26 protein-coding genes are annotated in these 23044 nt (G+C 57.2%); 4 read left to right on the plus strand and 22 right to left on the minus strand.

Annotated features, from left to right (window positions below; genetic code table 11):
* Nucleotides 1-58: 58 nt before the first annotated feature.
* The 22 genes from hypB to OHL23_RS13585 form a co-directional block, all read right to left on the minus strand.
* On the minus strand, nucleotides 59-742 hold the full coding sequence (hypB, locus tag OHL23_RS13480) for a hydrogenase nickel incorporation protein HypB (RefSeq protein WP_263352408.1): 684 nt from the start codon (nucleotides 740-742) through the stop codon (nucleotides 59-61).
* Nucleotides 739-1083, minus strand: coding sequence for a hydrogenase maturation nickel metallochaperone HypA/HybF (locus OHL23_RS13485; RefSeq protein WP_263352409.1), 345 nt, complete (start codon nucleotides 1081-1083; stop codon nucleotides 739-741). Before OHL23_RS13485 ends, hypB begins: the two co-directional genes overlap by 4 nt.
* Nucleotides 1076-3397 carry a carbamoyltransferase HypF gene (gene hypF, locus OHL23_RS13490; RefSeq protein ID WP_263352410.1) on the minus strand — a complete coding sequence of 774 codons (2322 nt, stop codon included), beginning with the start codon at nucleotides 3395-3397 and terminating at the stop codon, nucleotides 1076-1078. The genes OHL23_RS13485 and hypF overlap by 8 nt, the downstream gene beginning before the upstream one ends.
* A gap of 3 nt (nucleotides 3398-3400) precedes the next feature.
* Nucleotides 3401-3634, minus strand: coding sequence for a Uxx-star family glutaredoxin-like (seleno)protein (locus OHL23_RS13495; RefSeq protein ID WP_263352411.1), 234 nt, complete (start codon nucleotides 3632-3634; stop codon nucleotides 3401-3403).
* Nucleotides 3621-4805: an SIS domain-containing protein gene (locus tag OHL23_RS13500; protein ID WP_263352412.1), complete on the minus strand. Its 1185-nt coding sequence runs from the start codon at nucleotides 4803-4805 to the stop codon at nucleotides 3621-3623. The genes OHL23_RS13495 and OHL23_RS13500 overlap by 14 nt, the downstream gene beginning before the upstream one ends.
* Nucleotides 4806-4813: 8 nt before the next feature.
* Nucleotides 4814-5935: a hydrogenase expression/formation protein HypE gene (gene hypE, locus OHL23_RS13505; RefSeq protein ID WP_263352413.1), complete on the minus strand. Its 1122-nt coding sequence runs from the start codon at nucleotides 5933-5935 to the stop codon at nucleotides 4814-4816.
* Complete coding sequence (gene hypD / locus OHL23_RS13510) at nucleotides 5869-6996, minus strand: hydrogenase formation protein HypD (protein WP_263352414.1); 1128 nt, start codon at nucleotides 6994-6996, stop codon at nucleotides 5869-5871. The genes hypE and hypD overlap by 67 nt, the downstream gene beginning before the upstream one ends.
* A 34-nt stretch (nucleotides 6997-7030) precedes the next feature.
* Nucleotides 7031-7336, minus strand: a complete 306-nt coding sequence (locus OHL23_RS13515; RefSeq protein WP_263352416.1) for a HypC/HybG/HupF family hydrogenase formation chaperone — start codon at nucleotides 7334-7336, stop codon at nucleotides 7031-7033.
* Between the two features lie 52 nt (nucleotides 7337-7388).
* Nucleotides 7389-8009 (minus strand): YceI family protein, encoded by a 621-nt coding sequence (locus OHL23_RS13520; protein ID WP_263352417.1) that lies wholly within the window; start codon nucleotides 8007-8009, stop codon nucleotides 7389-7391.
* 24 nt (nucleotides 8010-8033) lie between these two features.
* Nucleotides 8034-8249: a hypothetical protein gene (locus OHL23_RS13525; protein WP_263352418.1), complete on the minus strand. Its 216-nt coding sequence runs from the start codon at nucleotides 8247-8249 to the stop codon at nucleotides 8034-8036.
* 34 nt (nucleotides 8250-8283) lie between these two features.
* A complete protein-coding gene (locus OHL23_RS13530) occupies nucleotides 8284-9105 on the minus strand; it encodes a hydrogenase maturation protease (protein WP_263352419.1) in 822 nt (273 codons plus the stop codon).
* Nucleotides 9102-10169, minus strand: a complete 1068-nt coding sequence (locus OHL23_RS13535) for a hypothetical protein (RefSeq protein ID WP_263352420.1) — start codon at nucleotides 10167-10169, stop codon at nucleotides 9102-9104. Before OHL23_RS13535 ends, OHL23_RS13530 begins: the two co-directional genes overlap by 4 nt.
* A complete protein-coding gene (locus OHL23_RS13540; RefSeq protein WP_263352422.1) occupies nucleotides 10166-10816 on the minus strand; it encodes a DUF6084 family protein in 651 nt (216 codons plus the stop codon). The genes OHL23_RS13535 and OHL23_RS13540 overlap by 4 nt, the downstream gene beginning before the upstream one ends.
* On the minus strand, nucleotides 10809-11480 hold the full coding sequence (locus OHL23_RS13545) for a DUF5947 family protein (protein ID WP_263352423.1): 672 nt from the start codon (nucleotides 11478-11480) through the stop codon (nucleotides 10809-10811). The genes OHL23_RS13540 and OHL23_RS13545 overlap by 8 nt, the downstream gene beginning before the upstream one ends.
* The gene (locus OHL23_RS13550) at nucleotides 11473-12084 is read right to left on the minus strand and encodes a cytochrome P450 family protein (protein WP_263352424.1); all 612 of its coding nucleotides are present in this window, start codon (nucleotides 12082-12084) and stop codon (nucleotides 11473-11475) included. The genes OHL23_RS13545 and OHL23_RS13550 overlap by 8 nt, the downstream gene beginning before the upstream one ends.
* Nucleotides 12085-12159: 75 nt before the next feature.
* Nucleotides 12160-13959: a nickel-dependent hydrogenase large subunit gene (locus tag OHL23_RS13555; protein ID WP_263352425.1), complete on the minus strand. Its 1800-nt coding sequence runs from the start codon at nucleotides 13957-13959 to the stop codon at nucleotides 12160-12162.
* A 21-nt stretch (nucleotides 13960-13980) separates the two neighbouring features.
* Nucleotides 13981-15045 (minus strand): NADH-quinone oxidoreductase subunit B family protein, encoded by a 1065-nt coding sequence (locus tag OHL23_RS13560; RefSeq protein ID WP_263352426.1) that lies wholly within the window; start codon nucleotides 15043-15045, stop codon nucleotides 13981-13983.
* A gap of 405 nt (nucleotides 15046-15450) precedes the next feature.
* Complete coding sequence (locus OHL23_RS13565) at nucleotides 15451-16143, minus strand: response regulator transcription factor (protein ID WP_263352427.1); 693 nt, start codon at nucleotides 16141-16143, stop codon at nucleotides 15451-15453.
* Between the two features lie 4 nt (nucleotides 16144-16147).
* Nucleotides 16148-17743: a PAS domain-containing sensor histidine kinase gene (locus tag OHL23_RS13570; protein ID WP_263352428.1), complete on the minus strand. Its 1596-nt coding sequence runs from the start codon at nucleotides 17741-17743 to the stop codon at nucleotides 16148-16150.
* A 95-nt stretch (nucleotides 17744-17838) separates the two neighbouring features.
* Nucleotides 17839-18861, minus strand: a complete 1023-nt coding sequence (locus OHL23_RS13575; protein ID WP_263352429.1) for an NADH-quinone oxidoreductase subunit B family protein — start codon at nucleotides 18859-18861, stop codon at nucleotides 17839-17841.
* 101 nt (nucleotides 18862-18962) lie between these two features.
* Nucleotides 18963-19634 (minus strand): alpha/beta hydrolase, encoded by a 672-nt coding sequence (locus OHL23_RS13580; protein WP_263352430.1) that lies wholly within the window; start codon nucleotides 19632-19634, stop codon nucleotides 18963-18965.
* Entirely contained in the window at nucleotides 19631-20599 is a 969-nt protein-coding gene (locus tag OHL23_RS13585; RefSeq protein WP_263352432.1) for a ring-cleaving dioxygenase, read from the minus strand. Before OHL23_RS13585 ends, OHL23_RS13580 begins: the two co-directional genes overlap by 4 nt.
* Before the next feature lie 165 nt (nucleotides 20600-20764).
* Between OHL23_RS13585 and OHL23_RS13590 the strand changes: the two genes are divergently transcribed.
* From OHL23_RS13590 to OHL23_RS13605, 4 genes are all read left to right on the plus strand, one after another.
* Nucleotides 20765-21220 carry a hypothetical protein gene (locus tag OHL23_RS13590; RefSeq protein ID WP_263352434.1) on the plus strand — a complete coding sequence of 152 codons (456 nt, stop codon included), beginning with the start codon at nucleotides 20765-20767 and terminating at the stop codon, nucleotides 21218-21220.
* A 44-nt stretch (nucleotides 21221-21264) separates the two neighbouring features.
* Nucleotides 21265-21774 carry a MarR family winged helix-turn-helix transcriptional regulator gene (locus OHL23_RS13595; protein WP_263352435.1) on the plus strand — a complete coding sequence of 170 codons (510 nt, stop codon included), beginning with the start codon at nucleotides 21265-21267 and terminating at the stop codon, nucleotides 21772-21774.
* A 61-nt stretch (nucleotides 21775-21835) separates the two neighbouring features.
* Nucleotides 21836-22540 (plus strand): pirin family protein, encoded by a 705-nt coding sequence (locus OHL23_RS13600; protein WP_263352436.1) that lies wholly within the window; start codon nucleotides 21836-21838, stop codon nucleotides 22538-22540.
* A gap of 162 nt (nucleotides 22541-22702) precedes the next feature.
* Nucleotides 22703-23035: a PadR family transcriptional regulator gene (locus OHL23_RS13605; RefSeq protein WP_263352437.1), complete on the plus strand. Its 333-nt coding sequence runs from the start codon at nucleotides 22703-22705 to the stop codon at nucleotides 23033-23035.
* The last annotated feature ends 9 nt before the right edge of the window (nucleotides 23036-23044 follow it).

Below are 23044 nucleotides of genomic sequence, written 5' to 3' on the forward strand. Positions count from 1 at the left end.
GTTGCGCTCGTTGCAAGGTGGACGATGATTGCAAATCAGTCCTGATGCGAGCGGAATCTTAAAATGCCACGGCTTCGCGCATTTCAGCAAGGCGCGCTGCGAGGAATTCCAGGAACTGCGGCATGCCTGCGCCGGTCTTGGCGGAAATGCTAAAGACGTCCATGCCGGGGCGCACGGCCTGGATGTTGGCGAGTGCGGCTGACGCGTCGAATTCGACTGCCTCGGCTAAGTCAGTCTTAGTGAAGATAGCTACATCGGCGCTGTTGAAGATGGTCGGGTACTTGAGGGGCTTGTCTTCACCTTCGGTGACTGAAAGCAATACAAGGCGCAGGTTTTCGCCGAGGTCGTAGGAGGATGGGCAGACGAGGTTGCCTACATTTTCGATGAAGAGGAAGTCGAGCTGGTTGAGGTCCCACTCATCCAGGGATCTCTGCACCATGGCGGCTTCAAGGTGGCAGAGCGTACCGGTGGTGATCTGACGGACTGGCGCGTGGCTGCGGGCGAGGCGGAGGGCATCGTTTTCCGTTGCGAGATCGCCGACCAGCGCGGCCACGCGATAGTGTTCGCGGAGGATGGTCAGAATCTTTTCGAGGAACGCTGTTTTGCCCGAGCCGGGGCTGGAGACGAGGCTGACCACGAATACTCCGGCATTGCGAAATTGCTCGCGCAGGGCGCGCGCGATATGGTCGTTTTGCTTCAGCACATTCTTGCGAACTTCGATCAGGCGTGGTTCCTGCATCATGATTGGACCTCCAGTGCGGTGACTTCGAGTTCCCTTCCGCGAACGATCTCCGACGATGGCGCGCCGCATTGGGAGCAGCAAAACATCTGGATGGTACTGAGTTCGCATTCGACCTTGCAGACGAGACAGAATATAACCACTGGGACTTCCTCGATCACCAGACGCGATTGTTTGAGCGGTGTATCGAAGGATGCCATCTCATACGACGCGATGAGCGATTCCTTGACTATGCCGGAGAGAGCTCCGAGCTTGAGATGCACTGCGTTGATACGCACGCCGCGCTGTTCGGCTTCTTGCTGAGCGAGGTCAACGATGCTCATCGCAATCGAGAGCTCATGCATCGGGATTCTCCTTCGCTTCCTCGCGTGAGGCGCAAACCATTGTCGCAGATTCGGAGGCTGCTGAGGCGGCGAATGCTGCGAGCGTTGCCTGGCCGAGGCTGATTCCACCATCGTTGGGCGGGACGGCATGGTTGGTCCAGACGTGAATGGAAGTCTGCTGGAAGAGCGAATGAATTTGGGAGAGCAGGAGTTCGTTCTGGAAGACTCCTCCGGACAGGACTGCGGCGTTCAAACGATGCGCCCGGCAAAGATCGACAACGCAATCGCGCAGGGTTGTTGCCAACGATAGGTGAAATGCGCGCGCGATCTCGCGGATGTCTCGTCCGCGCTGGCGGTCGGAGATGACGGATTGCAGTAACGGACGAAAATCGAGTTCGGAGCCTATGAATGGAAAAGCGTAAGCCTCGGCGTGGGTTACGCTGCGGGCGAGGTGTTCGAGCCACATGGCGGCCTGGCCTTCGAATGAGATTTCGCGAGTGAAGCCGAGCAGGGCCGCGACTGCATCGAAGAGGCGGCCGATCGAGGTGGTGGGGAAGGTGCGGACGCCTTTGGTCACGAGTTCCACGGCCATATTGAAGCGGGCGGGAAAGTTGAAGGGCGTTGCGGTCATATCTGGCAATGGATCGAGTTGAGCGAGAAATCCAGCGGCGGCCTGCACTGGGAATCGCGCCGCCGCGTCTCCACCGGGCAGAGCTGCTGAGCGAAGATGCGCTACTCGTTCGAAACCCTCGCTGACGGAGCCGACGAAGAATTCGCCGCCCCAGATGCTGCCGTCGTCTCCGTAACCGGTGCCGTCGAAGCTTACGCCGACGACGCGCGTTTGCCATTCGCCGCGCTCGGCCAATGCTGATGCGATGTGTGCGCGGTGGTGTTGCATGGCGACGCTTTGTTGCGCATTTAATTCAGAGGCGTACATCGTGGAGGCATATTGGGGATGACTGTCATGCACGAGGAGCAGATCGTTCCAATTTATCTCGTACATGGAGACCAGATCTGAGATCGTTTCCTGAAATGCGCGGAAGGCGTGAAAGTGATCGAGGTCTCCGATGTGCTGGCTGACGAATGCCTGGCCATCTACGACGAGAGTAATCGTGTTTTTGAGGTCTGCGCCGAGGGCGAGAATGGGGCGATTGGTGGGTAAGGATGCCACGGCTCCGGGAGCGTAGCCGCGTGCGCGCCGCAGGATCACTGGGCCAAAGGCTCCGTCGTGGATGACTGAATCGTCGACGCGGCGGGCGATGGGGCGTTCGCCGATGAGGAATGCGTCGGCTATACCGTTCAGGCTTTCGAGAGCGTCTTCTTCTTCGAAGGCAATGGGTTCGCTGGAGCGGTTGGCTGAGGTCATGACAAGGGCTTCGGGTGCTCCTGCTGCGAAGAGCAAGTGTTGCAGAGGCGTATACGGCAGCATGACTCCGAGATCGTCGTTGTCCGGGGCTACGCCGGGCAGGTTGATTCGGGCGGGGGCGAGGACGATTGGATGGGCTATGGAGGTGATCAATTGCTCGGCCTGCGGCGAGAGCGTTACGAGCGTTCGTGCAACATCGAGATTTCTGGCCATGACCGCGAAGGGCTTTTCCTTGCGGAATTTTCTCTCGCGCAGTGCGGCGTTGGCGGAGGCATTGAAGGCATCGCAGGCAAGGTGATAGCCGCCTAGTCCCTTCACTGCGACGATCTTGCCTTCGTGGAGAAGTTGGGCGGCGCGTCGGATTGCCTGTTGCGTCTCCGCGATGGTTTCACCTTGTTCGCACAGGTGAAATCCGGGGCCGCAACCAGGACAGGCGATGGGCTGGGCATGAAAGCGGCGGTCGGCTGGATTGTGATATTCGGCGTAGCAGCTTGCATCAAGCGGCCAGGAGCGCATGGTGGTATTGGGCCGATCGTAGGGCAGTGCGAGGACGACGCTGTAGCGCGGTCCGCAATTAGTGCAGTTGATGTAAGGGTACAAGTAGCGCCGGTCGGCCGGATTGAAGAGTTCGTTGAGGCAATCGGAACATACGGGCAGGTCGTGAGAGATGCGTACTGTGGGCCGTTCGTTGCGTTGGCTCTCGCGAATGCTAAAGCCGCGGAAGCTTTGGACTGCAACGGTTTCAATCTCGACTACGGAGACCTGGGCGGCTGCCGGAGGATGGATGCGCATTTCGTCGACGAAGGACTCGAGGTCAGGTTTGGGACCCTCGACGTGAATCTCTACGCCCTGCTCGCCGTTCAGTACCCATCCGAAGAGGCCAAGGCTATGTGCGATTCGATAAACAAAGGGACGGAATCCGACGCCTTGCACCACGCCGCGCACGCGAATGGAATAGGCAGTCAACATGCCCTACGCTGGCCCCACGATGCAGCTTCTGCCTTGCCAGCCGATCTGGATGACTTTACCGTCTTCTACCAGAACCGGGACGCTGCGTGAGCCGCTCAATGCTCGCAAGCGGGTGTTGGCTTCCTTGTCGGTTTCCACGTCGTACTCGCGGAACTCACGATTGCGCCATTCGAGTGATTCGCGCATTTCCTGCGTGTAGGGGCATGTGGGGGAGCCATACAGCTCAAGCACGGGCATGATGAAGTGCCTCCAGTGTATCGAGAATGACGTGATATGCGGAGGCTTGTACCTCCTGAATGCGCGGAATGTAGTCGCTGCGGATGATGATGGGGAAATCGGCCAGGCTGCGTCGCGCGATTTCGCCACCATCGTTGCCAAGCAGAGCGATTGTCAACAGCTTGCGTTTGCGCGCCTCTTCGAGAGCGGAGACAATGTTGCGCGAGCCGCCGCTGGTGGAGATGCCGATGGCGACGTCGTGAGGCTGTGCCTGCGCCATGAGTTGGCGCAGGAAGATCACTTCTACCCCGATGTCGTTGGCGAGCGCGGTCAGGTTGGCTGGTTCCATGGAGAGCGAGATCGCAGGAATGGCGTGGCGGCCTGGTTGCGGCAACACGCAGTCCATCGCCCAGTCGTTGGCGTCGGTCGCGGAGCCGCCATTGCCGAAGAGGATGAGCTTTCCCCCAAGCAACAGGCGCTCGTGAATGGCGATTGCCGCGGCACCGATCCCCTCTGACTCTTCTTTGGCTAACCGTGTGCGCAGCGCCGTGTCGTCGCGTACTTTCATTTGAATGGACGACGCAACTTCATCTACGAGAGATGAGGTTTTTTGCTTCTGCTGGCCGAGGAATGGATAGAGAAAGCCGGCATCGCCTACGTCCTGGCCCAGCTCGCGATGTTCGAGGAAGACATGCACTGTCTCCCAGAGCGTGTGGTAGAAAATCTCGACAAGCTCCTGATGAATGAAGGGGTCTTTGATGTCTGTCTGGAGCGCGTAGGAACCAAATGGGCCGGGAAGAGCGAAGGTCATGGCGCCGCGAGCGCTGGCTGATGCAAGAGCCGCCCACACCTCTGCGTCCCCTTCGGGCGGACCGAAGCCGAAGACGATGTCGTCGCTTCTCAGGATGGCTTCGAGCCAGGGCCGGCCGAGGGCTGACAGGTCGAGCGCAGGGAGGGCACGCTTGCCGACGATAACCGGATGGACAAACTCGACGGAGACGTGCTGGGCATCGGTCGAATACGGGCCGCACCCCAAGGCGAGCAAACGCCCGCCGCTCAAAAAACGCTCCGCCATATCCCGGCAGGCCAGGGCCAGTGGGCGGGCCTCACGGGTGAAGAAGTCTTCGAGAATCGAATTGCGGCGCAGCAGGCGTTCCTCTATCTGTGCTGCGAGATTGCAGGCAGTTGGCATGGCGAGACCTAGCATATTCGCGGCAGCGGGTCGCCGACGAGCATGTCGATGATCCGCGAGCCGCCGTAGCGGGTGTTGACGAGAACTGCGTTGGCTGGCTCTTCCCGAATCTCTCCGATGATGCGGGCATCTTCGCCGCCTTCGGTTAGTTGAATTGCGTTCAAAGCCATATCGGCGTATTCGGGTGCGACTACGGCGAGAAACTGGCCTTCATTGGCGATGTGAAGCGGATCGAGGCCGAGCAGTTCACAAGCGCCGCGAACGGCTTCATGGATCGGGATCTCTTCTTCGAGCAACTCGACTCCCAACCCGCAATCGCGCGCCAGCTCGTTGAGGGCCGTCGCCACACCGCCGCGGGTGGGGTCGCGCATCCAGCGAATACCGGGACCGGCCTCGGCGGCGAGCGCCTCAACCATGGGCAGAACCGAGCGGGTGTCGGAGCAGAGATCTGCCTCCAGATCAAGTTCGCCACGGGCAAGGAGGATGGTTATGCCGTGATCGCCGATTGGCCCGGAAATCAACACTCTGTCGCCTGGCCGGACGGTTCGCGCGTCGATGTTCACGCCGAGTATGGGGCTGCCGATGCCCGCGGTGGTGATGTACATGCCATCGGCCTTGCCGCGTTCGACGACCTTGGTGTCTCCTCCGACCATAGCCACACCTGCGCGCTTGAGAGCAGCGGACATGGACCGAACCTCGGCTTCGAGGATGCTGCTGGAGAGGCCTTCTTCGAGAACAAAGGTTACGACCATAGCACGCGCCCTGGCCCCGGAAACGGCGAGATCATTCATGGTTCCGTTTACGGCAAGTTCGCCGATGGAGCCGCCGGGAAAGCGCAGCGGCTTGACGACGAAGCTGTCAGTGGTGAAATGAACCGACGCGCCGCCAATCTCAATACGGGCTGCGTCAGTCAGCGCTCCGTCTGACGCGGAGACCAGGAGTGGCGCAAACAGGCCCTCGACCAGCCTGCGGCTGGCTTTGCCGCCCGCACCGTGAGACATTTCAATCTGCGGGTCGCGGAAGCGAACGACCGATGAAGTGCTGGCGGATGAGTCGTCGGTCTTCAGGCTACTGCGGTGATTGAGGTCACCAGCGACTTCCGGTACTCGTAGTTGTAATACGCTGCGCATGAGCCCTCCGACGAAACCATCAGCGCGCCAATGGGATGTTCCGGGGTGCATTCCTTACCAAACAACTTGCATTGCGCGGGTTTCAAAACGCCTTTGAGCACTTCTCCACATTGGGCCGACTTCGGGTCCGCGACTCGCGTCTCGGGTACGCCGTAACGCCGCTCGGCATCGAATGCGGCGTATTTCTCGCGAATGCGAAGAGCCGACTGCGAGATGAAGCCCAGTCCACGCCACTCGAAGTATGGCCGTAGTTCGAAGACCTCGGCCATGGCTCTCAGCGCCGCGCGGTTGCCTTCCCAGGGGACGACGCGCTTGTACTGATTCTCGACTCTGGCCTCGCCTGCCTTCAATTGCTGCAGCAACATGATGATGGATTGCAATAGATCGAGCGGCTCGAAGCCTGAGGTGACAACCGGCTTGCCCTCATTTTTCGCGATCCATTCATACGGTCTGCAACCGATCACCGCTGAAACATGGCCTGGCCCGATGAAGCCATCGAGCCGCATGTCGGGCGAATCGAGGATAGCGCGAATGGCAGGGACGATGGTGACGTGATTGCAGAAGACAGAGAAATTTTCGATGCCCTCAGCCTCAGCGCTCATCAGAGTAAGCGCTGTGGAGGGCGATGTAGTCTCAAAGCCGATGGCGAAGAAGATAACTTCCTTGTCGGGGTTCTTGCGAGCCAATTGCAGTGCGTCTGCGGGAGAATACACGATGCGCACATCTGTGCCACGGGCTTTGTGTTCAAATGGGCTGCCGTGGGCCCCAGGCACACGCATCATGTCACCGAAAGCTGCGAAGATTCTGTTCGGTTCACGAGCGATCATCAGCCCGTCGTCGATCCTGCCCATTGGAAGTACGCAGACTGGGCAACCAGGACCATGAATCAGCTCAACGTTCGAGGGCAGAAGGTCCTTCAATCCGAAGCGGTAGATGGCATGAGTGTGGCCTCCGCATACCTCCATGATCCGGTAATGGCGGTCTGGGTCGACGAGACGGTAGATCTCTTGGGATGCCTTGGTGATGAGTTCTGGATCACGGAATTCGTCCACATATTGCATCGTAGTGTCTCCGTATCAAGCAATGAGCAAAGTCTTAGTTGGGAAAATCGGGACCATAGCGAGTTGCACCTTCTTCTAGTCCGTAACCACGAACCTCCTCCATCGCCTGTTCCGTTTCGCCGAGCATGGAGAGCAGACGCATCTGCTCGGCCGCATCGAACTCACTGATCTTAGACATAGCGAAGCCGACGTGAATCAGCACCCAATCGCCTGTCTTGGGCAAATCGTCCGCGAGCAGACCGAGTTGAACTTTGCGGCGTACGCCGGCGACTTCGACGACGCCCACCTGATGCTGGCCGGAGACGAGTTCGACAATCCTACCCGGTATCGCTAGACACATTGCTTTGCCCGCTTTCGCTCCAACGTTTCATGAGTTATAACATTCATCGTTGTCATCCTTGTTGCCGCGCCACCATCTCGAACGAGAATTTGAGTTCATCTTTGATTTTGAGTGCACCGCCCATTACGGAGAGTGGTCTAATCGCGTATTCGGATTGCCTCAAGATAAATTCACCGGAGGCCCGGAGCATCTCGTCATACATGGCAATGCGCGCTGTCAAAGGCTGGTTACGAGTTACTCCATGGAAACTCAAATTGCCATTGAGCATAGCGGAATACAGAGCTCCGTCGATCCTGGTAATGGAAACCACCGCAGCCTCATAGACAATCTCGGGATGCGCTGCGACCTCGATTACCTGTTCATTCATCAGCTTCTCAATCTCGCGTCGATCCTTGTCGGTGATGTCGTCCAGAACGCTTAATGAGGACGCCTGGATCGACAGCTGGAATCCGCCTCCTTTGAGATCGTCAGGATTGAAGTCCACGGCGCCTGCAAATTTGCGGATGCCGATGGTTGGGTTATGCCCCATGGCAGATAAGACGCCAGTAGCGAATGCCTGCACGGTAAACCTGCTGGCTTTGGGGTCTATGACGAAGTGCGCGAGTTTTGTTGCTGCAGCTTCCATGGAATCTGTCACGATTTCCCTTGCTCCATCCATGCGAATAGAGCCCATTCCGCTCTTCGGCTTTGACGCCTCTTACATCGACCGCAGTTTGAAGTACCGCTCGACATCCGGTATGACGGTTTGCGCAAGGTTGCCAACTCCGAGCTGGGACATGTAGCGGCGGATCATGGGGTTGGAGAGGATGAGTCCTGCTCCAAACACCATGAGGGCGACACCGCCGAGCAAGTACAGCGTGTCCTTATCGTTGCTCAATCCTGCGCGGTTCGCTTCAATCAGAGCCGTTGCCATACTGTTCTCCTTTACCGAGTCAAGTGGGTTAATTTCACAGTTTCTCTTTATTCAGAATTCGATTTACCAGCGAGGTGGTTGTAGTTACGGCTTCCGCAACCGCAGCCTCGACGGGCGCGCTAAGTCCCATATGTCCCTCGTCTCCGCCCAAAGTCGCGGGTTCGCAGCCTACCAGGAGCACTCGTTTGAGTGGCCCATTCATTGCGCGGGCCATGCGCAGTACGTTCATCGGATGCATGCTGTGCGGTTCGACGAAGTTTGGTTCGGATGCGGAAATCTTATCTGCATCCGGCTCCATAATGGAGACGGTTCCCGGTGGTTGTCCATGGGGATACGCGTCGATGAGGATGGTGGTTTCATAGCCGTCCTGCAAGGCGTAGGCCAGGTCGAGGCCGCGGATGCCGAAGTCAATCACACGCACTGCGGCGGGCAACTCGCATTTCGCCAGTCGACGAATCACCTCCACTCCGAATGCGTCGTCGCCGAAGAAGATGTTACCTATACCGGCGACGAGAATCTCCGGCTTCGCTGACAACGCTTTGACTGTCTGCTGATCTGGTGGGAGCAACTCGACTTCCGGGGGGCTGAAGAAGAAGCGGTGACCGGGTTGGCGCATCATGCCTAGATCACGTCCGGGATCATCCTCAAGCACCACGCAGATATGTATTTCACCTTCGTAGTCCTGCTCAAGACTCTCGATCGTTGCGATTTGTCCACGCAGGGCGATATCCAGAATATCGCCACCGTCTTTGGGATGGAGGCGCACGCGGTCTCCGGTTCTCAACTCGTCGCCGTTGACATACACGTGGTCGACTATGGCGTTGTCCTCGAGAAGGTTCCATTCCCATTCATTCATCGGAGCTCCTCATTGACTGGAGTCAAGCCGCGCAGTACTCCGTGCAGCTTCAAGAATTGCTCATCCGGCATGGATTCTGTGCGTTCAAGAATCGCGCGTGTGCGATCGTCGGACTGCCGCATCTCGCGCTTCTCGTCGTCAGTCAGGGTGAGAATTCGCAGGGAAAGAATCTCGTCGATCTCGGTGGAGTCAAAGAGATTGCCTGCGCTCTCAGGAGCAATTTGCGGGTAGTCGTAAAGGATGATCGGCGAAGATAGGACTGTATCTGCGTGCTTCGCAGCTTTGTCACCGACAAGAACCGGCCATGTGCCAACGTTGTTACACTCTGTGGCAAAGTCTTTCAAGTCTGGCGGAGGCTCAAGCAGGGATACGAATTCACCTAGCTCGACACCAAGAACCGTGTGCGCCGAGACCATCGAAAACATGAGGACAGCTTCGCGTTCCTCCGATTCAAGTTCGTCATTGCCAGCCAGATTACTAACTTGCACCTGGAGCCGGAAGAGGCCGTCGTGGCAACGCTGCGAGGATAATTGAACCGATCCTGTCAACGTCTCCCACTGGCGGACAATTGCTCCTTCTTCCCTGCCCTGCTCATCCACCAGATACTCCACAGTCTTCCCTTTCGGAAACGTGAACTGTATGCACGAATGCGACAAAAGATTCGTCGGATCAAGCTCTCCATAAGTAAGATCCCGTTCAACTGCCTCCTGCCACGGTAGATAGACTCGACCGCATGATTCGAAACTATCGACGAATTCATATAGACGAGACGCTTCAACGCGTTCTTCAGATTTCGATGTGTTGAGCCGGGCGATGGATCGCTGAACAATTTGAAGGAAACGCACCTTCACTGTGAGACGCGTCGAGTCCGATACTCTGACCAGGCACTCGGTCTGCATCGAGGAAGCTTCCGATCCCAACTGAAGGTCGCACCAGGATTGGGGATAGAGCACGCCGAAGTTCCATCGCTGCTGGTTTTTGATCGACGACTGTCTATAGGGATACAGCATATATCCCTCATAGAGTACGGCTTCGGCGATCTCTTCGACGCGATCCAGATTCATGATTTCACCAACTCCTCTGCAAGCAGCATCCTCTCCAGCGCCTGTTCCCACGTAGGGATGCAATGTTGCATCTTGTATAGATAAAGACGATTAAAGACATCACGACGCAGGCTAATCCAAACACCGTTCGGGTAGTATGTATCCATCATTTCGCGCCACACTTTCACCGGCAGCTTAAATCTTGCTTCCTGTTCCCATGAGATGGGTGCTACTTGCAGCGCGCTATCGAGTGGTGCATAGAAGACGGTGCCGCTAAAGAGCATGAGTAAGGGGATTTCACCGTCGGAAAGACCCTCAAAATACTTCGTTGCGGCGACGTTGAAGTCGAAGGTACACGGGACCTGAAGATCAACAGTAGTAGTAGCGCCCTCGAAGCCGGGAACGACCAGGTTGACGTGGGTCCACAGCATGCTACGCAGAGTCTGGCTCCATCGATCTGGCTCGCCAAAAAGATCGCGCATGCGGCCTTGTTCCTCTGGAGTATAGCGGCGGCGGGTGACTTCGATCTGTATCTGGCAACGCAACGCAACGGTGTGAATGGCCTCGTCGGATTTAGCGTTTCTGATTTTCAGCCTAAAGGCAAGCATGGGAACAGCCGCGAACGGGACGATTTCCACTGCATCGATATGGAAGCTCAGATCAGGCATATAGCCCTCCGCTGACAGGTTCTGCCTTCGAGCGCAACTCCGTGAAAAACCGGCCGATCTCGGCCCATACTTCTGCGCCTCCGGAAAGGCCCCGCCAGTTTGCGCGGATGAGGCCGACGAGTTTGTAGCACTCGTCGATTGGCGCGATGTAATATTCGGCGCGCGTCATACCGTACGCGTGGCCTACGCGATTAACAAGCAGTGCTTCGATGTCTGGGCGCATTGCATGCAGTACTGGATTGTCATCTGCAATCTCATTCCATGCTTCGAGCGGCAGCAGGGATTCAACTGCGCCGGCTGGACTCGGATAAAGGGCGATCATCCTGTTCTCGGCACTAGAGCGAAAGAAGTATGCCATATTGATGGGAATGAGAAGACTCTCCCATTGCCCATCAGTCATGACGAAGTTGACGAGATACTGAGCGCTTCTCGCGACACGTTTGTACTTTGATCTTTCCATGCCATCGAAGAGCATGGCGCATGCGTCGCAGGCGCAGAGAATCTGGCGGGAGGCAAGTTCGATCAAGTGCGCATGGTCATGAATCAAGCCTGCGCTGCAGAGTTCGCAGAATTCGGTTGCACGTGATGTCGACCGCCTTGTGCGCGTGAACTGACGCAGCGCTCCGAAGGCCTGATCGAATGAAACGGTGGGCTCCTCATTCATGGCGAGGCCTTTGCTCCTGATGGCCGTTCGGAAGATTCGCACCAACTGCCGTAAGACTGCGGCCCAGCAGGCTTTCCAATGCGACAAAGCCGTTTGGAACTGGCTCATCCAAGCCCAGAATCTCAAGCGTGGTTACATCCGGCGCGAACTCGTAAACGCAGTCTTCAACGATAGCCCGCAGATCCTTCGTGGAGGAGCCGCAACTGTGGCCTGAAGTGGCAAGGCGCAATTGAACATAGCCCCTATTGCTCTCGTCGGCACGGATGAGTTCCACTGCGGTGGCAAGTTTACGCAGGCGCGGGCGCATGCGTTCGACGGCTCTCATCACACGCGTTTGTAAATCATCCGGATGCAGTGAATAGAGCAGGAGCAGGCTGCCGACGATGGAATCCTGACCGAGTTTGTGAATCAATGCCGGTCCCGTCTCCGCACTCTCGAATACGATTTCCATAACGCTTTCCAGACCTGCGCCATGAACATCCATGAGAAGCTGGACCAACTCTTTCCCGGTGACTTTCGCCGCGCTTTCCGGCAGCCGATCGAACTCTTCGACCAGTTTGCCGAGGCGCTTCATTTGTTCCTGAAATTCGCTGTCGTTGGCCACACGCCCCCTTAGGACTTTCGCTCAGGCGTGAGCGCGGCTGCAACAGCACGCGCTCACGTTCTGCAGATAGACAGTTCACGGCTGCTGAACGCCGAACATCGGAGAGTGGTGTGTTTCGAGTACCTTCCCATTGCCGAGGTACATGTGCACACCGCAGGGCAGACAGGGATCGAAGCTGCGCACTGCGCGCATGATGTCGATGCCCTTGAATTTATCCGGACCATTTTCTTCGAAGATCGGAGTGTTTTGCACAGCATCCTCATACGGGCCCGGAGTGCCATAGGAATCGCGCGGGTTGGCGTTCCAGGGAGTTGGAGGGTAAGGATGATAGTTGGCGATCTTATGATCGCGGATTACGACGTGATGCGATAGAACTCCACGCACCGCTTCGTGGAAGCCGCAGCCGATTGCTTCCTCAGGCACCTTAAATTCGTTCCATGTGCGCGTGCGGCCAGCGTGCAACTCGGCCAGGGCCTGCTCGGCGAAGTGAAGCGCTGCTGCCGCGGCGTAAGCCTGGAAGTAGGTGCGCGCTCGATCCCGCTCGATGGCATTGCTCCACTTGGGGATCTTCCACTCGAACTCGACCTCTGGCAGCGAAGTGGTTTTGGGAAGGTAGATCTTGACGCTGTGACCTGTCGCTTTGATATAGCCAATGTCGACGATTCCGGCCAGCGCCGTGGCCCAGAAACGCGCGATAGGTCCACCGCCGGTATCGAGCGCGAGATAGTCGCCGGTGCGCTTGTCGTACCAGCGAGGCGACATAACCCATGTGTACTTCTCTTTGAAGTCGCGCTTCTGAGGTCTGGGGAAGGTGCTTTGATTCCAGGGGTGACGCTGGTCGACGGGATTGCCCAGCGGGTCCTGCTTGACGAAGGTCTGTGAGTTTTGCCAGTCGTCATAGTAGGAACTGCCGAGCAGAATTCGAATGTTCAGATTGATATCCACGAGATCTGTCGTAACCAACTGGCCGTCGACAACAACGCCTGGGGTAACGAACATGCCGCGACCCCAGTTCGTCATGTTCGCATAGGTGTAGTCGCAGACTTCGGGGTCGTTGAAGGAGCCCCAGCATCCAAGCAAAATGCGCCTGCGACCCACTTCTTCATAGCCGGGGAGGGCTTCATAAAAGAAGTCGAAGAGATCGTCATGCAACGGCACGACTTTCTTCATGAACTCGACGTACTTCATCAGGCGGACGATGTAGTCGGTGAAGAGTTGCACTGTTGGTACTGTGCCGACGCCGCCGGGATAAAGCGTAGACGGATGAACGTGGCGGCCTTCCATCAGGCAGAACATCTCGCGCGTCATGCGACTCACTTGAAGTGCTTCACGATAGAATGCGCCGGTGAATGGATTGAGCGCGGTCATGATCTCGCTGATGGTGTGGTAGCCGTGCAGTTCAGCGTGAGGCGCGGCAGTGCGCTCTGCCTTCTCCCATACGCCGGGATTGGTCTCTTTGACCATTTTTTCGCAGAAATCCACGCCGACCAGATTGTCCTGGAAGATGTTGTGATCGAACATATACTCGGCGGCTTCACCAAGGTTGACGATCCACTCGGCAATCGCTGGCGGGCGGACGCCAAAGGCCATGTTCTGCGCATAGGTGGCGCAGGTGGCGTGGTTATCTCCACAGATTCCACAGATGCGGCTGGTAATGAAATGGGCGTCACGAGGGTCCTTGCCCTTCATGAAGATGCTATAGCCCCGGAAGATGGACGAAGTGCTGTGACATTCGGCAACTTTGCGCTTGCCAAAATCGATCTTGGTGAAGATACCCAGACTGCCGACGATCCTTGTAATTGGATCCCAGTTCATCTCGACTAACTGGCTGGTTTGGGCGGCGTCTTCTCTTTGCGCGGCGGTAATCGTGCCCATCGTAGTGTCTCCTTTGCTCAGTTAGTACGTACTGGACTTGTAGCCGGTGGTGAGTTCGGCGCGTGGATGCCGCCACTTTGGCTCTTTGTTGACAGTGGCGTTGGTCATGGAGCGCAGGGCGCGAATCGCCGTGCCGTAGACGCCGACCGCGGTGCTTGAGAGTTTGCCGCCGGGAGGCTCGTCCATGAATGGCATGAACTTGTCGGGGAAGCCCGGCATAGTGCAGCCGATGCAGATGCCGCCAACATTGGGGCAGCCGCCGATACCGGCCATCCAGCCGCGCTTGGGGACGTTGCAGTTCACGACAGGCCCCCAGCATCCGAGCTTGACGATGCATTTCGGCGAACCGTAGGACGTGGCAAAATCACCCTGCTCGTAGTAGCCTGCGCGGTCGCATCCCTCGTGCACTGTTTTACCGAAGAGCCATGTGGGCCGCAGTTGGTCATCGAGCGGAATCATCGGGGCCAGGCCAGCGACTTGATAGAGCAAATACAGCACTGTCTCCATGAAGTTATCCGGCTGCACCGGGCAGCCGGGTACATTCACGATCGGCAGGCCAGCCTTGGATTTCCAGCCCCAACCGAGATAGTCGGCCAACCCCATGCAGCCAGTGGGATTGCCTTCCATGGCGTGAATGCCGCCGTATGTAGCGCATGTTCCGCAGGCGATGACGGCGAGTGCTTTCGGAGTCAGGCGGTCGATCCATTCATTGGTGGTGATGGGCTGACCAGTAAGTGGATTGGTTCCGAGGCCCGCCCAGTAGCCTTCTTTCTTGATCTTCTCGTTGGGGATGGAGCCTTCCACGACAAGCACGAAGGGATCGAGTCGTCCTGCCTCTGCCTCATACCAGAATTTCAGAAAGTCATCGCCGTTCTCATAGGCAAGCACGGGATTGTGCAGATGCACTTTTGGCAGCCCCGGGATTGCGCCCAACAGGACGTCTTCAATGCTTGGCTGCGTGGCCGCTGTGATGGAAACGGAATCTCCGTCACACCCCAGACCTGCGGTGATCCACACGATGTGCAGTTCCGCGACTGCGGGTTTCTTCTGAGTAACTCGACCGTAAGGAGCTGCTTCTGGTGTCATAACCTGGATTCTCCTTTTCGGATATTGGCTGGTCTTGCATGTAGATTGCAGGCGACACCGCGCGGCATCCGCCTAAAACGCAACTCAATCGCGAATAAATTCAGGAACGATAAGTCCGAATGATGTAAGCGAATTTTCCCGGTTTGCGTCAGCGCACAGTGGGCTTTAGCTGCGTTCACGCTCAGGAGAGACAGCGGGAAAACACCCCTCCTTAAACCCAGTTATCGGAACAGACGCGAGGAAAGGCTCGCAAGCGGGATGGACCCTATTCTGCGCTCATACTTGTTGCTCAAAGATAGATAGGGGAATTCCTGATACTAATATCAGGGAGTTTTGTAACTGGGTGTAGATACGCGAGCATCCTGCGGGATTGGAGTCTCAAAGGAAAGTCCGACTTGCGATAACTCAGCTTGACTTCTCGTTGATCTTCCACTGAATGGCGTGCTGGATCAGTTCGCGACCGCTGCGCAGTGCGAGTTTTTCTTTGAGGTGAGCCTGGTAAGTCTCGACCGTTTTAATGCTCAGGTGTAGTTCGTCGGCTATTTCGCGGGTCGCGCGGCCTTCGCCGATCAGGCGAAAGACTTCCAACTCGCGATCGGAGAGCGCGGCGATGCGCGACTGAATCATTGATGGGGCGCCACCGATGAACTGCTGCAGCATCTTGTTGGACATGCGGTCACTCAGATACAGGTCGCCATTGAGGATGCGGCGAATCGCTACCAGAACTTTTTCCGAAGCCTCCTGCTTCATGATGTAGCCGTTGGCGCGGGCACGTAGTGCGCGTTCGGCATAAATCGCTTCATCGTGCATGGATAGAATCAAAACAGGCAGGCCAGGGTCGGAGGCGCGAATGCTCTTGAGCAATTCCAGGCCGTCAGGACCGTTGAGCGAGATGTCCAGGATGAGAATGTCCGGTCGATGCCGGGCGATGGCCTGCATCGCGGCTTGCGCTTCCTCGGCTTCGCCGCAGACTTCCATATCGTGCTGCTGATTGATTAGAAGTGCAAGCCCCTGGCGCATGAGGGGGTGATCGTCTACAACCAAGACAGCTTTCTTGCCCTGATGCCTGAATCCCTCGCTCATGGTGGTTGCCGCCATGTGTCTATCCATAGGACCTGATGGGGAATATGCATGTTACGGCCGTTCCCTGAACGGGCGCCTGTGCGATCTCCAACGAGCCGCCGATCATGCCGGCGCGATGGTTCATGATGTGAAGACCCATGCCATGGCTGTTTCCATGAATGAGGGAGATTCCACTGCCGTCGTCCTGGATAAGCAGCGTACCCCAGCCATTCTCGGCCGTCAAACTGAGCAGGATGTTGCGAGCCCTGCCATGTTTCAGGGCGTTGTTCACCGCTTCCTGAGCAATGTGATAAAGGTGAGTGGCCATGGCATCGTCGTGAATCAGGACTTCGCTGCTGCACTCAAAGCGGCAGGTTATCCCAAATAGATCCTCAACTTCTGCCGCCCTGAGTTGCAGGGCCGACATCAGTCCCCGCGCGTCGGAGACTACAGGCAACAAACCTCGGGCCAGTTCGCGGGTCTTGTGGATGGCTTCATTGACCAGGCGCACGATTTTGGCGGCATCGGCTGCGTCAGTCAATTGTTTCTCAGCCAGTTTTGCTTCGTGCACCTTGGCCATGAAGGCTATACCGGTCAGGTGCTGCCCCAGGCCATCATGCAAGTCCTGCCCGATGCGCCGCTGCTCTCGGGCGCTGATGTTCACCAGCGCTTTTTCCAACTGCTCGCGTTCGGTGATATCGATCCCTGTCGCGATGATGTAGTTGGGTGTGCCATTGATTTGCGGCAGCATGGTGGTGGACCACGCGATAAGCCGTCGCGCGCCGTAGCGCGTCACCCAGTGGCTGCGGAAGTCGCGAGGCAGTAAATCGGCACTCAGTTCCGCAAAGGTAGCCTTGAAGCGCTCAACCTCTTCGGGTAACAGGAAGCATTCCCAGATGCATTTGTTTCGAACTTCGTGGAAGGAGTATCCAGTCGTCAGTTCGCAGGCACGGTTGAAGCGCACGATACGGCCTTCCGGGTCCAAGACGGTGACCAGGGCGCCGACCGTGTCCAGGATACCGGAGACTACGTTCCGCTCCTGTTGCAGAGCCTCTTCGGTGCGTTTCAGATCGGATATATCGAAGGCAACGCCGTGAATGAACCACGGCTCCCCGTCCGCCCGCCTCACCATTCGCGCGTCGCAGTGAAACCAGACCACGTGGCCATCGCGCGCAATCACCCGGTAAGAGGAGCGGAGCGGCGTGCCTGATAAGAACATGCTTGCCGCTTCCGTGCTCCAGCGCTGTTTGTCGTCGGGATGAATGTGCTGATACCAGCGAACTGGGTCTTCCAGCCACTCCTCGCGGGAGTATCCCAGTGCTGCCTCGATCTCGGGGCTGACATAGGCCTCGCTGACCCCGCGGTCTAAATAGGCCATGAAAACGACGGCGGGAATCTGTTCGAGCAGGGCGCGGTATTTGGCTTCGAGATTGGAATCTGGAGCGTCTCTCGAAGGCAGCGGCGACGCACTTGGAGGGACTTGGACAAATATGGAGGCCGCTTCCTCAGTCGCGTTGCTGAAGACACTCGCCAGATTGAGAAGGATCGCTTCCGCGTCAACGAGTTCGGGAGAAGACGCAAATTCCTCGAAGTGAGGACCTCGGTTTCCCCAGCCGGTCTGCTGAGATGATGCCACGGTTCTCTCCGCCTAAGTACATTCCGTCCAAATACATTCGGTTCCGGCAATCAACTTTTGGTTGCTTCAACCGAAATGAACTTCTGCCTTCCGTACTACTTGGCTGGTTGAGCGGTTCGCTGCCGCCAACTCGGTATTTTGTTCAGGGACGCCTGTGTGAACTTTCGAAGTGCATGAATCGCCCGCCCGTATGTCTGCACTGCCGACGAAGAAAGCAGCGATCCGGGCGGCTGGTTCATGAAGGGCATGAACTTGTCGGGAAAACCCGGCATCGTGCAGCCGATGCAGATTCCACCCACATTGGGGCACCCGCCGATTCCTCCCATCCAGCCGCGCTTGCCAACGTTGCACTGCACCACCGGTCCCCAACAGCCCAGTTTCACGATGCATAATGGCGATCCGTACTCTTCTGCAAACTGCGCCTGCTCGTAGTAACCTCCACGGTCGCATCCCTCGTGGACCGTATTTCCGAAGAGCCAGGTGGGGCGCAGCGCTTCATCGAGAGAAATCATAGGCGCGCGCCCTGCGGCCATGTAAAGGAGATAGAGCAGGGTTTCCATGAAATTATCCGGCTGGACCGGGCAGCCGGGCACACAGACGATGGGAATGGCGGCCTTGGACTTCCATTGCCACCCGAGGTAATCGGGCAGCCCCATGCACCCGGTCGGATTCCCCTCCATGGCGTGGATGCCGCCGTAGGTAGCGCACGTTCCCACGGCGATCACGGCCCAGGCATGAGGAGCGAGCCGGTCAATCCATGAGCAGGTGGTAATGGGCTGGCCTGTGGCTGCATCCGTGCCCAGCGAAGCCCAATATCCCTCCGCTTTATTGTTTTCATTGGGGATAGAGCCTTCGATTACGAGAATGAACGGCTCTAGTTTGCCTTCCGCAGCCAGGTGGAAGCGGCGCAAAAAATCGTCCCCGACCTCGGAAGACAGAAAGGGATTATGGAAGTTCACTCGGGGAGTCCACGGCAACGCACCTCGAACTATGTCCTCGATGCTCGGCTGTGTTGCCGCAGTCATGGCGATCGTATCTCCGTCGCAGCCCAGACCGGCGGTGATCCAGAGAACATCGATTTCCGCGATTGGCGGCGAATTCAGACTCCAGTTAGCCAAAAATCACCCTGCGCTTCCCAACGGGAATATGCGACGCAGGGTCCATAGTGTGCCAGAAATGAGGTTTAGGCAAGCGGAGAGGAGCCTCCGCTATGACTAGATCAGCCGATGGCACTCCGGATGAGCTCGCGAGCGAGTTCGATTTCTTCCGCTGTTACGGTGTGAGGCCGGCCGGGATAACGCCTGGTCGTCACTTCCGCGCCCATGTCGCGGAGAATGGCCGCAGACTCCTCAACCCTTGACCAGGGGACGTGCGGATCGGGGTCTCCGCTGGCGAAGAGGGCGGGCATACCTCCGAGTTCAGCGCTCCTTAAGCTGATTTGATCGGAGCTGGTTTGATCGCTCCGGATTGAGCCGGGCGGTCCGATCAATCCACCGGTGAGAGCGATCAGGCCTCCGTAGCGGGAGGGAAAGCTCTTCACAAACTCCGTCGAAAGACAGGCGCCTTGCGAAAATCCGCCGATGACGATGCGGTCGCGTGGAATTCCCGCCTCTTCGATAGATCGGACCACCGCGTTCACCTTGGCGAGAGCTGAGCTAAGGAATGGCTCGTTGGCCTGCCTGGGGGCGAGAAACGACTGCGGATACCATGTGTTCCCTTTCGCTTGCGGCGCAAGATAGGCCACTTCCGGTTCCCCGATTGCCTGCCCCAGGCCCAGTATGTCCGCTGCCGAGCCGCCGCGCCCGTGGAGCAGCACGACGGCCAGCGCAGCTTGTTTGAGAGGTGCGCCGAAATGTATCACCTCTCCGTTACCATGCGGATCAGAAATCATGCGAGTACCTCTTTCCCTAATTTCTCTGATTTGTGGAGAACAACCGGAGCAAGGCGCTCTTCGATAAGTGCACGCTGCGGCTCCAGCCATTTCGGAACTCGAAGCTGCTCACCGAGAGATTCGATTGGTTCATCGGTGGCGAAGCCCGGTGTATCGGTCGCCAGTTCGAACAAGACACCGCCCGGCTCACGGAAGTAAATAGAGCGGAAGTAGTCGCGATCCATCACGGGCGAGCTGTGAAGATGCTTGCGGATCACGTCTAGCCACTCCAGTTGCGCCTGGTCGTCGGCCGCGCGAAATGCGATGTGATGCACGGTCCCGGCGCCAAGCCTTCCACGAGCCGCCTTCGGATTGACAACGACATCGATGTGGTTGCCCAGCGCATCACCCTCTGCCGAAAAACGTAGCCGATTGCCTTCTTCGGCGACTTTGCGGAAGCCGAGCAGCCCGAGCGCGTCTTCGGTCTGACGAGCGTCCCGTTCGAGCATCGTGACTCCGAAGAAGCCACGGATGGCGTGTTCGGCAGGCACGTCCGCAAAGCGAGGAGCTTTCGCGTCCGAAGTGTCCGTGTGTCCGACGAGTTCGATCTTCATTCCATCGGGATCGCTGAAGATGAGCACCGTCTCTCCCATGCGGGTCTCCGTTTGCTCCAATTGCACGCCCTTTTCAACCAGCCTGTTTACCCAATAAGGGAGCGATGCGGGTGGAACGCTGAAGGCGGTATGCGTCACCTCACCGGCGCCGGTTACACCCCGGGCAGCTCCGGCCCACGGAAAGAACGTGAGGATCGTGCCCGGTGTTCCGGCGTCATCTCCAAAATAGAAGTGGTACGTCCCGGGATCGTCGAAGTTCACTGTTTTCTTGACGAACCGGAGTCCGAGCACTTTGGTGTAAAAGTCGAGGTTGCGTTGCGGGTCTCCCGCAATGGCGGTTACGTGATGCAATCCAACGATTGGGCTTGGCATTTTCAAATCTCCTTCGCTATCATAAGATTCGATATCGAAATAAAAGATTCAAACACGACAATTCCGCTACCTTAAAAGCTGTGCGGCGGGATGGAGCTGGATTCGGCGAGCTTGCCGCCGATCCGCGCTAGTCTGCATTAAGAAGGTAGAAGGAAGGGTAAGAGCTTGCAAAACATCCTTGTCCTCTTTGAGGCCACGCAGGAAGACACCGAAGGGCTCGCCCTGGCGATCGGGCTTGGCTCGGTGCATCAAGGAGCGAATATCCGCCTGCGGCATCTCGATCCGCAGCCGACCGCACAACTGGCGCATAAGAGTTATGGACGGCTCAAGGCAGACGATCTGCGCTGGGCCGAAGGCATCGCCGTAGTGCTGGAGACTGGTAGCTCGGAAGCCCTTGGCGAGATCGAACAATGCCTTCTGCTACTCTCCAAGGCCGGCAGTCCGTTCTCTAAGGTTGCCTATGTCTTTGGCGGGGATGCTGAGCAGAAGTCCGTTTCCCATTTGCATGGAGCGCTGCAACGGGCGGGCTTTCAGTTACTCAGCCAGCAGCCAGCGAATCAGGTGGTCACTCCTGCCTTCATGACGCAGATCGGCGAAAGGCTCGCTGAGGAAAAAATATGAACGAATGTCGAATCATGCTTCGACACCGAAACATCTGAACGACAATGAGCGTTCGTCGGACGAAGGAAAGCGATGCGGATTCAACCACCGGACCAAAGCTTTGGGTGGTGCTTGCGCGGGCCTACAAATCATTTGCGTCCTTTATTGAGAGTTGTGTCGAGGCTGAGGGACTTTGCCTGAGTGACTTCATGGTGCTTGAGGTCCTTCTGCACAAGGGACCCATGACAATCTCCGCCATTGGAGACAAGGTTCTGCTTGCCAATGCTTCCATGACATCCGCTGTGGACCGTCTGCATTTGCGCGGCTTCGTGCTGCGGAAAAACCACGAGAGCGATCGGCGTATCAGGATGGTCGAACTCACTCCCGAGGGACACGGATTTATTTCTGAGCTTTATGAGAGACATGCAAAGGAGCTGGAGGCCGTAGTTTCGGTTCTCACGCAAGCTGAGCGGGCTTTGCTGCGCTCTTCGCTTAAGAAGCTGGGCTTCTCGACGGCGGAAGCTGCGAGTAAAAAGGTCGCCGCAACCGACAAACATGGATTGGTCGCACATTGATTGGTAGCGGCGGTTGGTCGCTCCAACCGCAATTGATGCGCGACAGATGGGGAATACAGCCATGATTACGATACGGAAGAGCGAAGAACGGGGCCATAGCGACAAAGGATGGGTTGACTCGTACCATACCTTTTCGTTCGACAGTTACAAAGACCCGGCTCATATGGGATTTCGTTCTCTGCGCGTCCTTAACGACGATCGCGTGACGGCTGGCAGAGGCTTTGGTGCACACGCCCATCGCGATATGGAGATCCTGAGCTATGTCCTTGATGGCAAGCTGGCGCACAAGGACAGTATGGGACATGGGGAAGTCCTCGGTCCGAACGAGATCCAGCGAATGTCGGCAGGCAAAGGCGTTGTACACAGCGAATTCAATGGGTCGGAATCCGATCCGGTTCGCTTTCTTCAGATTTGGATCGTGCCGAAGATAACTGGCGTAGAGCCTGAATATGAGCAGGTGAAGTTCGACCCGGAAGAGAAACGGAATCGCTTCAAGCTTCTCGCCTCCGGGGAAGAAGCGCCTGGAGCAGTGCGAATCAGACAGGACGCTCGAATGTTCGTCGCTGAGTTGACTTCTGGCACGGAGTTAGAGCATAGGCTGGCCGCTGCGCGCTTCGCATGGGTTCATGTCGTCAAAGGGACCGTCCGATGCAACAATCAGGCTCTCGGTGCCGGAGATGCCTGTGCGATCGAGCAAGAGTTGGAGCTGAAGATAGTCGGCTCCGGTCCGGACGCAGCAGAAGTTCTGCTGTTTGATCTCGCGTAGGCACGCCCTCACCATCCCACGACAACCATGTAGAAATTCGAGTTAGATACTCTGGCGGCAGATAGGTGGTCCAGCGGGCACGTTACCTCGTGCACAATTCTCCTATTGACATTCTGTAGGACGAGTTGCATACTCATATAGTCTCTCGATAGGACTCTCTGCATGAGCAATTCTCAAACAAATCTTCTTCAAGGCACGCTTGATTTGTTGATTTTGAAGGCTCTCGTCTCTGGAGAACTTCACGGCTTAGGAGTCTCGCGCCGGATTGAGCAGATTACGCAGGGGACATTTCTCGTCAAGCCCGGCTCCTTATTTCCAGCGCTCCATCGCATGGAGGAAGCGGGATGGCTGAGTTCGTATTGGGGTGAATCGGAGAATAACCGGCGAGCGAAATTCTATCGGCTGACTAAGTCGGGCACCGCACAAATTCGGGTCGAAACAAAGGAATGGTCGAAAGTGGCAATTGCCATGGAGAACGCTTTGAAGTCTACTTAGGGGGCAACT

The organism is Acidicapsa acidisoli (assembly GCF_025685625.1).
GTDB classification, from domain to species: Bacteria; Acidobacteriota; Terriglobia; order Terriglobales; family Acidobacteriaceae; genus Acidicapsa; species Acidicapsa acidisoli.